Annotated in this window: 11 protein-coding genes, 1 riboswitch and 1 other annotated feature; of the genes, 2 read left to right on the top strand and 9 right to left on the bottom strand. The window is 47.5% G+C overall.

The annotated features are described in order from the left end of the window. Positions 1 to 14 precede the first annotated feature (14 nt). The 4 genes from H7F26_RS00365 to H7F26_RS00380 form a co-directional block, all read right to left on the bottom strand. A complete protein-coding gene (locus H7F26_RS00365) occupies positions 15 to 887 on the bottom strand; it encodes a carbohydrate ABC transporter permease (RefSeq protein WP_171003035.1) in 873 nt (290 codons plus the stop codon). A 146-nt stretch (positions 888 to 1,033) separates the two neighbouring features. Then, positions 1,034 to 1,798, bottom strand: coding sequence for an NAD-dependent epimerase/dehydratase family protein (locus H7F26_RS00370; RefSeq protein ID WP_003184536.1), 765 nt, complete (start codon positions 1,796 to 1,798; stop codon positions 1,034 to 1,036). Between the two features lie 17 nt (positions 1,799 to 1,815). After that, positions 1,816 to 2,703, bottom strand: coding sequence for a dienelactone hydrolase family protein (locus H7F26_RS00375; protein ID WP_017474666.1), 888 nt, complete (start codon positions 2,701 to 2,703; stop codon positions 1,816 to 1,818). Positions 2,704 to 2,734: 31 nt separating this feature from the next. After that, positions 2,735 to 3,985, bottom strand: a complete 1,251-nt coding sequence (locus H7F26_RS00380; protein ID WP_017474667.1) for an APC family permease — start codon at positions 3,983 to 3,985, stop codon at positions 2,735 to 2,737. 128 nt (positions 3,986 to 4,113) lie between these two features. Here H7F26_RS00380 and H7F26_RS00385 point away from each other — a divergent pair, with 128 nt between their 5' ends. Next, positions 4,114 to 5,007, top strand: coding sequence for a LysR family transcriptional regulator (locus tag H7F26_RS00385; RefSeq protein WP_017474668.1), 894 nt, complete (start codon positions 4,114 to 4,116; stop codon positions 5,005 to 5,007). Positions 5,008 to 5,012: 5 nt separating this feature from the next. On the opposite strand, the gene H7F26_RS00390 is transcribed toward H7F26_RS00385, so the two are convergent. From H7F26_RS00390 to H7F26_RS00410, 5 genes are all read right to left on the bottom strand, one after another. Continuing rightward, entirely contained in the window at positions 5,013 to 5,420 is a 408-nt protein-coding gene (locus H7F26_RS00390; RefSeq protein WP_009329411.1) for a VOC family protein, read from the bottom strand. Positions 5,421 to 5,547: 127 nt separating this feature from the next. After that, entirely contained in the window at positions 5,548 to 7,962 is a 2,415-nt protein-coding gene (gene leuS / locus H7F26_RS00395; protein WP_003184546.1) for a leucine--tRNA ligase, read from the bottom strand. A 112-nt stretch (positions 7,963 to 8,074) separates the two neighbouring features. Beyond that, positions 8,075 to 8,281: a binding site (T-box leader), on the bottom strand. A gap of 102 nt (positions 8,282 to 8,383) precedes the next feature. Beyond that, on the bottom strand, positions 8,384 to 8,713 hold the full coding sequence (locus tag H7F26_RS00400; protein ID WP_016885609.1) for a DUF4257 domain-containing protein: 330 nt from the start codon (positions 8,711 to 8,713) through the stop codon (positions 8,384 to 8,386). Positions 8,714 to 8,933: 220 nt separating this feature from the next. Then, on the bottom strand, positions 8,934 to 10,115 hold the full coding sequence (locus tag H7F26_RS00405) for an MDR family MFS transporter (RefSeq protein WP_017474671.1): 1,182 nt from the start codon (positions 10,113 to 10,115) through the stop codon (positions 8,934 to 8,936). A gap of 119 nt (positions 10,116 to 10,234) precedes the next feature. Continuing rightward, a complete protein-coding gene (locus H7F26_RS00410; protein ID WP_003184554.1) occupies positions 10,235 to 11,059 on the bottom strand; it encodes a MetQ/NlpA family ABC transporter substrate-binding protein in 825 nt (274 codons plus the stop codon). Between the two features lie 56 nt (positions 11,060 to 11,115). Next, a riboswitch (SAM riboswitch) is annotated at positions 11,116 to 11,223 on the bottom strand. Between the two features lie 131 nt (positions 11,224 to 11,354). Between H7F26_RS00410 and H7F26_RS00415 the strand changes: the two genes are divergently transcribed. Beyond that, a complete protein-coding gene (locus tag H7F26_RS00415; RefSeq protein WP_003184556.1) occupies positions 11,355 to 12,035 on the top strand; it encodes a sunset domain-containing protein in 681 nt (226 codons plus the stop codon). Positions 12,036 to 12,041: the final 6 nt, after the last annotated feature.

The raw sequence follows: 12,041 nt of genomic DNA on the forward strand, positions 1-12,041 counted from the left end.
TGTCCCCTCCGTTTTTATCCTTTAATTGACCCTAAAAGAGCGCCTTTTGCAAAGTGTTTTTGAATAAACGGATACACGAGCAGCACAGGTATGGTTGCAACGACAATGACCGCCATTTTGATCGTTTGTTCCGGCGGCGCCGCGGCTGCTCCCATTTCCGTCATATCCCCTTGCATACCGCTTGATACGATGACAATCTGTCGAAGCAAAACTTGTATCGGCCATTTTGTCGCATCGCTCAAGTACAGAATCGCCTGCATGTACGTATTCCAATAGGTGACGGCGTAAAACAGCGAAATCGTCGCGATCGCCGGCAAAGACAACGGAAGAATGATGCGGAAGAAGATGCCGATGTCATTGCAGCCGTCGATTTTGGCGGATTCCTCGAGGCTTGACGGTATGTTTTGAAAAAAGTTCTTTAAAATAATCAAGTTAAACGCATTGATGGCGGTCGGAAGAATCAGAGACCAATAGGTATCGAGCAATCCGAGCGATTTTACGACGAGAAAGGTCGGGATCATCCCTCCGCTGAACAGCATCGTGAACACGACCAAGAACATCAGGACGCGCCTTCCCATCAGCTCCTTTCTCGACAGCCCGTATGCCATTAAAGAGGAAAGAAACATGCTGACCGCCGTCCCTACGGCTGTGACAAGAATAGAAACGATTAAGCTCCTGTACACAATGTCAGTTGAAAAAATATACCTGTACGCATCCAGCGAAAAAGTCGTCGGTATTAAAATAAACTTTTTCGAAATAACCTCCTCGACTGTCGCAAAAGAGGCTGCAATAACGTGGATGAACGGCAGCACACAAACCAATCCGAACCCTGTTAAAAATGAATAATTCAATATGTCAAACACGCGGCTTCCAGCAGAATGCCTGATCGTTATTCCCCCTCCTTGTAAGCGCTGTCAAAATATTACGATATCGTGTCTAAAATGTAGCAGACAGAAAGGAGAGCGTCTATAATCATTTTTTAAGCAGGAGCAGGAAAGCGGAGAAAAAGATCATCACCTTAGAAGATGATACGTCAGTCTTCATCAAGGATGTCAGAGGCGCTGACTTGCGGCCTGTACCCCAGTTCCCGAATGGCGGAATCGATCGACCACGGCCGCCCCTTATTGTCGCTGACAGCATAATATGTACCATATGTTTTGCCGGATTCGATCGCGGCTTTAAAGATTCCGATGAGGTCGGGGTGGGATAAAAGCGTTTTTTTGCTTCTCGGTTTTGCGTGCAGCGTTTCTAGCTCATTTTCAGCAGCTGTCCCGATCCGCAGATTGATGACGGAAACCTTGGCGTCTAATTGGTGCGAGAAAAGGTAGCCGAGATTTTCGGACGCCAATTTTAGCAAGCCGTACAAGCTTTTGGACTGCGGGTAGTCATTTGTGTTGATCTGCCTCCCCAACAGAGAATCGCCGCCCTTTTCATATACATCTGTCACATGGTTGCTGCTGGCAAATACCACTTTCGGCACGCCGAGCTCCGCCGCCGCCCGCAAAATCGTATATGTCGCTTTAAAAAAGATATCCGTCATTTTCGCAAACTCCTGCCGGTCAAGCAAATCGCCCGACGGCTTTACAGCCAAAAGATTGATCAGCGCATTCGTCTGTGCAGGAATGCTTTTGACGACTTCGTTGTAATCTGTCGCATCCACCCGGATAAAACGGACAGCCTGTTTGTCATCCGGTTCTTTTAAATCCAGCACTGTCACCTCATACCCTTCGCCTGCCAATCCGCCCGCTAATACGCGGCCGACCGTGCCGTTCCCTCCGACGATCGTCACCTTTTTCACGGTTATCGCCTCCTGTTTTACAGCCATGTTTTTAAGAAACCGACCGCTTTATGCCTCATTCCGGCTGTCTCGAGGTGCCCTGAATGAGAACGAAACACTTCATAGCGTTCACCTGCGCCTTTTTCTATATACACATCGGACAGCTTTTCTTCAATAATGTCAATCCCTTGAACCGGCGTCAGTTTATCTGCGGTTCCGACCAGGCTTAAATGAGGCCTTGGAGCGATCAAGCTTTCGATTTGAGCGGTTGAAAAGTGTTTGACCAGCCCTGGAACATAAGAATAGAGATTGTGGCGGTCCAAATTCTGCGTCTTGATTAATGCTTCGCTGTCCACCTGAGCGCATATATCAACGCATACGCTGACCCGCTCATCCAATGCAGCAGTCCACCAGGCCATCAGACCTCCCATCGACATGCCGAGTGAAGCGATGCGGCTTTCGTCTATGTCCTCCCTCATTTTCAGATAATCGATGGCTCTGATGCTGTCGAAAACCATCATTCCCCACATCACCCGCCCTGTCCAAAGCATTTCTTTAAATATCTCACTCTCCGTTTTGCCACGCCTGTCTCCGAAAGCCCAATGATCAATCGCAAGCACGGAGAATCCCAAAGCCGTCAATTCCTCGGCGAACGGCGGCGCTTGCAAGTACTCCGCTCCTTCAACCAGCTCCTCCTTTCCCCTTTCGTAGCGCCCTCCGTGTGAATGACAGTAAAGCACGGCCGGCCGCTTGCCGTTCATCTGTTTCGGTTTTGCAAAATAGGCCGGCACCGCTTCAATTCCGTTTAAATCAAGCAAAAGCGTTTCGAGAATAAAAGATGACTTTTCTTCGATTTTAAGAGTGCTCGCATCAATGCTTTTTTTCCCCGGCAAATCGCCGAGCAGTTTGAAAAGTTGACTGCGCATCGTATTCCCCTTTCTTTTTTCGTTTGATTCATTAATACGATTTGAAAGGGCGTTTTACCTTTTTCCAGATGTTAAGTTGGCGGAAGTTCACAACAAACAATGCGCTGGCAAGCATGATAAACAGTAATACCCACGATGATGAAAACAAAATAAGCAGCATGAAGCCCCCCATGAGAAAGAGGCATACTTTTTTGTAAATGCGGCCTGATAACAGCTTGTAAGCTGCGGCAAGACCGCACAGCGAGTTGCAGATGAAAAAGGCGTTTGCGATCAGAACCAGCGTCTCAACATTAAGAAAGTGAAACATAAGGCAGACGAAAACGATCGTATGGATGAGAAATATAAGCCCCAGCGCTGCAGTCGGCTGATTTCCCCTTGATCTGTAGGCAAACAGCCCGCCGGCCTGCGAGGCCACCAGCCTGGCTGCTCCGCCTGTCACCTGAAAATAAGCACACATACAGAGGACAGCGGTGAGCACTGCGATCACCGGCAATGCAAAAGATCCGAACAACGGCGTCAGCATCATCGCCAGCTTCAATTGTCCGTTTGCGAAGAATCCAGGATCAATCCACTGAACAGCTGCCGCGGTCGCCAAATATATGACCGTTACCGTCAGGCTGCTGATCACGACAGCCCGTGGAATCGTTTTCCCGCGGTTTTTCACTTCCATGCTGTAGTTGCCGACGATTTCCCATCCGACCAATGCCCAGAACAGGAGCAGCAATCCGCGGCCAAAATCGGTAAACTGAAATGTTCCGTCTACGAGAGGCCCCTCACGGAAGTAAGGCACGGAAGCCGCGCTGCTTCCAAACAGGATAAGCGCCGCGGCAGTGGAAAAAATGAGTGCAACCATGCCGACAAATGAAAGATTAAAGCAAAGGATAACCATACAAAAGATGAAAAAAACAAAGCCGTACAGTTCAGCAGGGAATGCCGTGCCTGCCGCAAGAGAATGAATATATTCGCCGGCCGTCATTAATACGGCGGCGGGGCCGAAGCTCGCAGCCATGATAAAATAAAAGACTGCCAACTTTTTAACACGCGACCCGAACGCTTTTTCAGCCGCATAAGCAATCCCGGCATCATTCGGATACTCGACGCTTAATCTGGCAAAAACCCAGGCAAATAAAAAACCGATTCCCAGCATCAACAGCCACGCAAAAATCGCGTAGTCTCCAGCTGTCTGATGAATCATCGGAGGCAGCAGAATGATTCCGGATCCTAAAATGGGCCCCGTCATCAGCCCGCTTAACAATAAAGGACCAAGCTTTTTTTCTCTCATACGAATACAATCCTTTCACAAAGTCGTTTAAAATGATTGTAATCATGTTCGATTCATCAGTAAAATAGATATTATCGATCTGCAACTTCGAATTTTTCGATATAAGATAAAAAAGGGAGATGGACGAGATGGAGATCCGACACTTGAAAACATTTAAAACAATCGTGGATATCGGCGGTTTTACCCGTGCTGCCGATTATTTAGGATATGCACAGTCCACTGTGACTTCGCACGTTCAAGCAATCGAACAAGAATTAAGAAAGCCGCTGTTCTACCGGCTCGGGAAAAAAATGATGCTGACAGAAGCGGGAAAGCACCTTCTCCCTTATGCCGCAGAAATGGTCGAGCTGTATGAAAAAGCGAGGCACATTCCGGAAAACGACCAGGAGCCGTCGGGAAACTTGATCATCGGCGCCTCGGAATCTTTAACGGTATACAGGCTGCCCGCCATTCTTCACGAATTTACAAGCAAATATCCGCAGGTCACGGTCACTTTAAAGTCTTCCACGTGCTGGCAGCTGAGAGACGAATTGAAACAGGGAAAAATCGATGTCGCTTTTCTTTTGGACAACGACCGGAAAGAAAACGACCTTCATGTTGAAAAGCTGGTCAATGAGCCGATGGTGTTCATCTTTCCCAAAGAACACCCGGCAGGACAAAAAGCTCTTGATGATTTGACTTTTAACGCAAATGAAACGTTTTTATATACCGAGCACGGCTGCAGCTACCGTGATTTTTTTGAGGAATATTTACGTCAAAGGGGAGTCATTGCCGGCCATACGATGGAGTTTTGGAGTGTCGAAGCGATTAAACAATGCGTAATGTGCGGTTTGGGCGTCTCCCTTCTTCCTTTGATCACAACGCGCACTGATATCGAAGAAGGAAAGCTTCAGGGCACGCTGGTCCGCGACGCCCTGTTTTCCACTCAAATGGTTTATCATAAAAACAAATGGCTTTCTCCTGCTATGGCGGCTTTTACGGATATCGTCCGCAGGAAGGCAAGAGAATGGGAACAGACATAACATCCCTATATGCCTTCGGTATTCATCAGCACGATCCGCCAGCCGTCCGGATCTTCCACCGTTGCCCCTTTTTCCTTCCAATACGGATTTTCAGGCGGCACTTCGTCATAGCCCATGTCAGCGAGCCTATTTAATATGCTCCTGATTTCCTCCGGATCAGGAATATAAAAAACGAGCAGATTGTCTTTAGTCGGTGCCGGACAAGGGCTTCCTTCGATATGTGAGGTGAATTCAAGGTGGTATTGGACATTCGGCAGGCCGAACATGACGCCATTATACCCGTGGTGGCCGGAAAAACCGCCAAGCTTTTTCAGCCCCAGCCCCTTTTCGTAAAATGCAACGATTTCGTCAAAACGGTCTGTAGGCCGGGCGATTCTGACCTGTACGGCGGAAAAATCGGAAAAATGCATCATGATCATCTCCTTTTTTCCCATTTTAAGCGGTCATGGATCATTTGAAACGAAGCGATCGTCTGAAATATTATCATCCTTTCGGCGGAATGACAGAAAAAGCCCCTTCGGATTGAAGGGGCTTTCGCCATTAATTTGCAACAATATTTACAAGCTTTCCAGGCACAGCGATCACTTTTCTGATCGTTTTTCCTTCTAGCTGTTCTTTTACTTTTTCATTGTTTTTCGCCAGCTCTTCAAGCTGTTCTTTGTCCGCGTCGGCTGGAACGTTCAGCTTCGCTTTCACCTTTCCGTTCAGCTGAACGACGATTTCAATTTCATCATCCACGAGCTTCGCTTCATCATAGACAGGCCATGCTTCATACGCGATCGTTTCCTCATGACCGAGGCGGTTCCAGAGCTCTTCAGCCAAATGAGGCGCGACAGGAGAAAGCAATTTCACGAAGCCTTCCATGTATTCTTTCGGAAGCTGATCAGCTTTATATGCTTCATTGATGAAGACCATCAGCTGTGAAATGCCTGTATTAAAGCGCAGACCTTCGAAATGGTCCGTTACTTTCATGACCGTTTCATGGTAGACGCGCTCAAGCGTTTCGCCGGCTCCTTCAACGATCTTCTCGTTTAACCCGCCATTGTCATCGATAAACAAACGCCATACGCGGTCAAGGAAGCGGCGGGCTCCGTCAAGCCCTGTCGTTGACCAGGCGATCGATGCATCCAAAGGTCCCATGAACATTTCGTACAGCCGGAGCGTGTCCGCGCCATGCGTCTCCACAATTTCGTCCGGATTGACGACATTGCCTTTGGATTTGCTCATTTTTTCATTGTTTTCGCCAAGAATCATCCCTTGGTTATAAAGCTGTTTGAACGGCTCTTTCGTCGGAACGACCCCGATGTCATAAAGGAATTTATGCCAGAAGCGCGCATACAATAAGTGAAGAACGGCGTGCTCCGCCCCTCCGATATACATATCGACAGGAAGCCATTCCTTTAATTTTTCAGGGGAAGCCAGCTCGTTCGGGTTCTTCGGATCAATGTAGCGCAGGAAGTACCAGCAGCTTCCCGCCCATTGCGGCATCGTATTCGTTTCGCGTCTTCCCTTTTTGCCTGTTTCAGGATCTGTCACTTCCACCCATTCTTTAATATTCGCAAGAGGGGACTCACCCGTTCCGCTCGGTTTGATTTCCGACGTTTTCGGCAAGATCAGCGGCAGCTCTTCTTCAGGAACCGGAGTCGATGTGCCGTCTTCCCAATGGATGATCGGGATCGGCTCGCCCCAGTAGCGCTGACGGCTGAACAGCCAGTCGCGGAGGCGGTATGTTACTTTTTTCTCGCCCTTCCCGTTTTCCTCAAGCCACTGGATCATTTTTTCGATCGCAGCCGCTTTATCAAGACCGTTCAGAAAATCTGAATGGATATGTTCGCCGTCGCCTGTATATGCTTCTTTCTCAACATCCCCGCCTTTGACGACTTCTTTGATCGGCAGCCCGAATGCTGATGCAAATTCATGGTCCCGCTCATCATGGGCAGGAACGGCCATGACCGCCCCGGTCCCGTATGTAGCCAAGACATAGTCCGCAATCCAGACCGGAATTTTTTCTCCGTTTGCCGGATTAACCGCATATGCACCTGTGAAGACGCCTGTCTTTGTTTTGGCAAGGTCTGTCCGCTCCAAGTCGCTCTTTGATTGAACTTCTTCAATATAGGCGTTGACTGCGTCTTTCTGTTCAGGCGTTGTGATTTTTTGAACCAAATCATGCTCCGGAGCCAGCACGGCATATGTCGCACCGAATAATGTGTCAGGCCGCGTGGTGAAAACCGTAAACGTTTCATTGGTGCCGTCGACCGCAAAATGAACATGCGCCCCTTCAGAACGGCCGATCCAGTTGCGCTGCATTTCTTTAATGCTTTCCGGCCAGTCGAGTTCTTCCAGGTCTTCAAGCAGGCGGTCGGCATAAGCGGTAATTTTCAGCATCCACTGCTTCATTGGACGGCGTTCTACAGGATGTCCGCCGCGTTCGCTTTTGCCGTCGATGACTTCTTCATTGGCAAGAACGGTTCCAAGCGCAGGACACCAGTTTACAGGGACCTCATCTACATAAGCGAGACCTTTTTCGTAAAGCTTTAAGAAAATCCACTGCGTCCATTTATAGTAGTCCGGATCTGTTGTGTTGACTTCTCTGTCCCAATCATACGAAAAGCCGAGCGCTCTGATCTGGCGGCGGAAGTTGTCAATGTTCTGCTCGGTGAAGACGGCAGGATCGTTTCCCGTATCTAGCGCATATTGCTCGGCAGGAAGCCCGAATGCATCCCAGCCCATCGGATGGAGGACATTGTACCCTTGCATCCGTTTCATGCGGGACAAAATGTCAGTTGCTGTATAGCCTTCAGGGTGTCCGACGTGAAGGCCTGCGCCCGACGGATACGGAAACATGTCCAATGCATAAAATTTAGGTTTGGATTTATCTTCACGAGTGGCAAACGTTTTATTTTTCAGCCAATAGTCCTGCCACTTTTTCTCGATTGTTTGATGGTCAAAGCTCAATTGTAAAAACCTCCTTTGAATATGTGTACGGCTTCTTTGTCTTCAAGTATGGACGGGACTGGCAGCGTTATATTCAGATTATTCTAAAATCAAAAAAACTCTCCCATCCCTAAGAAGGGACGAGAGATTTCCCGCGGTACCACCCTTGTTAGTGTGCACGCGGCACACTCACTTGATATCTGTAACGCAGATACGCGGCAGCAGCTTATCACTGCTGCAACTCTGAGGCGAGTTCGGAAGCTCATTTGATTGACTTTCACCAGCCGTCAACTCTCTGAAACAAAATGGGCTTCTTACTGCTCCTCTTCACTGTTCTTGCCGTAACCGTAATCTTATCTGTATTTTATAGAATTCTGTTCATAAGTGCAAGCAGGTTTGTATACAATGGGAATGTGCTGAAAAAAGGGTAAGAGTGAGGATCTTAATCGTGTGGAGATTTGTTTTGCCGTTCGGAGTTCTGTACATTTGCCTGCTGTTCTCTGACAAAGTCAAAGCTTCTCAATACAGCTTCACCGCCGTAGCCGGCAATGATCGATAACACGACAAGCTGAATTCCCGAATCAGGTTCCGCAGATAAAACAAGCAAAATAGAAGCAACCATTCCGACAAGAATATCTTCAAAAAATCCAAGGTAAATGAATCGTTTCGTTGTTCTCGGTTTCTCGAGTCGTCCTCTTTTTTTAACGTGCCCGAGAACCCCCATAATCCCTCCAATCAAACAAGCAACCAAAACTTGATGCAGCATCTTCATCACCTTCCTAAAGCCCTTAGTTTAGTCAAGCGACTTCAGGCCATCGAGCAGCCCCCCTAGACCCCTTGCGATGATATTCGATACTACCATACAGAAAATGTGTTCTGTCTGAGAAGAAAAAAAGCTTGTTTCTTCCATTATATGTGAAGATTTGGTTGATAATCTTGATTCCTTCGATTCATTTTCGAATAATTACAATTACCTATTTTTTCTATATTACTCATGCATCTGACTGAGCGGAGAGCTGCTTTTCCTTCCTGTCGTATAAAAGCGCCGTTCCTATTGCAATCAGCAGCAATGCGAGCAGAACCGCGAGCAAAAGCTGCATACTAAAATAATCAACCAGCATTCCGCCAAAAAGCGGTCCGATCATTCTTCCGCCGGTCGCCATACTGTTGACAAACCCTTGATAAAACCCTTCTTTCCCTCTCGGTGCGAGACGGTTTGCAATCGTCGGCACAGCCGGCCATACAAGCATTTCGCCAATGGTCAGCACAACCATCGCAGCAAGAAAAGCCGGAAACCGTTCAGCGCCAAACAAAATTCCGTATGCCATCATAAAAATGACAAATCCGATCACGATTTGGTTTTTCAGCGATTCGGCAAACCGTTTCACAAAAAAACCGATCAGCGGCTGACCGAAAACGATGAGCGCCCCGTTCACTGTCCAAAGCACGCTGTACTGCCCAAGAGATATCCCCAGCTCCTGGGTATGTGAAGCGATGGTCGAGGACCATTGCGAATAAGCGATCCAGCCGAGCAGGTAGCCCGTACATATGACCAAAAGCGCAGAAAATTTCGATTTCCCGCTGACTGAATCGGCATGATCCAAAACAGATGACTGCATGGCTTTTTCAGACCGGATGCGTTTAAATCCGAAAAACGCAATCATGAAGAAGACGGCGTACAGCATCGCATTCGCGAGAAAAACATACGTAAATGAAAAAGAAGCGACAATTCCGCCGAGCGCTGAGCCAACTGCCACACCTGCATTTTGGGCCACGTATACAGCGTTGAACGGCTTTCTGCCGCCTTCCGGCCAAACTGATCCGGCCATTGCATAGCATGCCGGAAAAACGATCCCTGATCCAAAACCGGCCAACGTTAAGAAAAGAATGTACTGGAACCAATCGTGAAAAAAGACGAGGCCAGAAAGGCTCGCAAACGTGATCACAATTCCAAGAACAACCGTTTTAAATCCGCCGATTTTATCGAATAGATATCCCCCGAACAGGTTGCCCAGCACATTTGCCCCTGAGTTCAGCATCAGCACAAATCCGGCCGCTGTCAGCGACTTTCCCAAATGCTGATGGATATAGATGGTATTCAGCGGCCATAAAAAAGATGCCCCCGTGACATTGATAAACATTCCGATGACCAAAAGCCATAATGTGCGCGGCATAGCGTTTCCTTCTTTCTCTTTATCATTCCCTCTAGATTCTATTCGTTTTGCCCATTTTTTTCAATTGACACGTTTTCGATTTTCAACATAAAAACCCCCTTTTTAAAGGGGGAATTTTTTTATGATTGCGTCATCCATTTCGGCTTTCCGAAACCGGCGAATTCCCGATCGATCGTCTCCTCGAAAGCTTTGGATTTTACCGCTTCTTTGAGATCTTTGGCGAATGGCTTGTCTTTGTTTTTTTCATCCACTACCACTTGGTTGCGGTAGCGGTCGGGCATGTTCTCAAGCGCTAGGGCGTCCTGCAGCTTCATATTGGCGGAGAGAGCGAAATTTCCCGGGACGGCCGCGATATCCAGGTCATCGACAGCTCTTGGAAGATTGGCGGATTCAAGCTGTTTAAATGTCAGCTTTTTCGGATTTTCCGCAATGTCCTGCACAGAGGCTTTCAATGTGTCGACATCGCTTTTCAGCCGAATCAGCCCCTGATCCTGAAGGGTTAAAAATGCCCTGGCAGCATTGGCCGGATCGTTTGGAACAGCCACTTCCGCTCCGCTTTTGACATCGTTCAAGTCGTTATATTTGGCAGAATAGAGCCCCATCGGAGCAGTCGGCACAGAAATGAGAGCCGCAAGATTTTTATTGTTTTCTTGATTGTATGATTTCATAAAAACCTCATGCTGAAACAAATTCGCGTCGAGCTCGCCTTCACTTAACGCAGTATTCGGCTGTACATAATCGGTGAATTCGATCACCTCCACTTTGTAGCCTTTTTTCTCAAGCTCAGGTTGAATCGCTTTTTTGACCATATCGTAATACGGTCCTGCAGTGGCGCCTATTTTGATCGTTTTGCCGTCGCTTGCGGCATTGTTTCCGCACGCGGCCAGAAGCGCCAGGCTCAAGGCCAGTCCCAGCGCAGAAGTCCATTTTAATAACTTGTTCATGTTGATCTCCTCCTTCAAAATAAAAAAACTCTTTCAGCCGCCTGAAAGAGTTGTTCAACTTATCTTTCAGAATGCGCCTGACATTCTGCTGGATTTAGCACCTTGCACTGCTGCAGGTTGCTGAGATTTCACCGGGCCAGTCCCTCCATCTCTCTTTATAAGCTGCATATTCGGTTTTTAAATGATTTCTTTATTTTACGTTTGAATATTTAGATTTGCAAGAAGTTTTTTCGGTATAAACATTTTTTTCTTTTTAAGCTAAAATATAGTTATCAATTAAGAAAGGAGACGAATCATGGAATCTATCATGCTGATCGGGTTTTTATCCTTCCTTTTTTCCATCTGCTATCTTGTATTTCATTTGATCAGAAGGATTTTTTCTCCAGGCAAAAGGTTTTCCAGGAAACTCTTTTATCCTTGTTTTGCCGGCGGACTTCTCCTCCTGATCATCTCTGCACCTTATTACGATGAGGAAACATATGCCGCCGATGAGAAAAAAACGGAGGATCTGACAACCGAGCTTCAGGAACTGAAAACTGAACACAGCGCTTTGCAAAAGGAGCAAACCGCATTAAAGCAGCAGGTCAAACAGGCAAACAAAAAACTGAAGGCAGTCAAAGCGGAGAATGACACATTAAAAAAAGAAAACGAAAAACTGACAAAAGAAAAAGATTCGCTTACGAAAAAAACAAAATCGCTGACAGAAAAACTGGCCAAGGCTGAAGAAAAAAGCGGCAGTGCCGAAACCTCTGTAAAAGAAAAGAGCGCCGCCGCTCAGGCCGAAGCGTCACACAGCACGCCCGCCGCCAAGAAAAGCAGCGCTGAAAGCAAACAGGAGTGCAAAATCAAAGGAAGCGTCAACCATATTTATCATACACCGGGCAGTACATATTATGACCGCACGAAAAACGTCGCTCGCTGGTTCTGCACAGAACAGGAGGCGCGTGATGCGGGGTACAGACCGCCAAAACGTTAAAAAGCC

Origin of the sequence: Bacillus sp. PAMC28748, assembly GCF_014250415.1 — a bacterium.
Lineage (GTDB): Bacteria > Bacillota > Bacilli > Bacillales > Bacillaceae > Bacillus > Bacillus licheniformis.

Bases quoted from the DNA above. Each gene is read 5' to 3' on its own strand.
- H7F26_RS00375 (WP_017474666.1), bottom strand. From the start codon at position 2,703: ATGCGCAGTCAACTTTTCAAACTGCTCGGCGATTTGCCGGGGAAAAAA.
- H7F26_RS00380 (WP_017474667.1), bottom strand. From the start codon at position 3,985: ATGAGAGAAAAAAAGCTTGGTCCTTTATTGTTAAGCGGGCTGATGACG.
- H7F26_RS00385 (WP_017474668.1), top strand. From the start codon at position 4,114: ATGGAGATCCGACACTTGAAAACATTTAAAACAATCGTGGATATCGGC.
- H7F26_RS00390 (WP_009329411.1), bottom strand. From the start codon at position 5,420: ATGATGCATTTTTCCGATTTTTCCGCCGTACAGGTCAGAATCGCCCGG.
- H7F26_RS00400 (WP_016885609.1), bottom strand. From the start codon at position 8,713: ATGAAGATGCTGCATCAAGTTTTGGTTGCTTGTTTGATTGGAGGGATT.
- H7F26_RS00405 (WP_017474671.1), bottom strand. From the start codon at position 10,115: ATGCCGCGCACATTATGGCTTTTGGTCATCGGAATGTTTATCAATGTC.
- H7F26_RS00410 (WP_003184554.1), bottom strand. From the start codon at position 11,059: ATGAACAAGTTATTAAAATGGACTTCTGCGCTGGGACTGGCCTTGAGC.
- H7F26_RS00415 (WP_003184556.1), top strand. From the start codon at position 11,355: ATGGAATCTATCATGCTGATCGGGTTTTTATCCTTCCTTTTTTCCATC.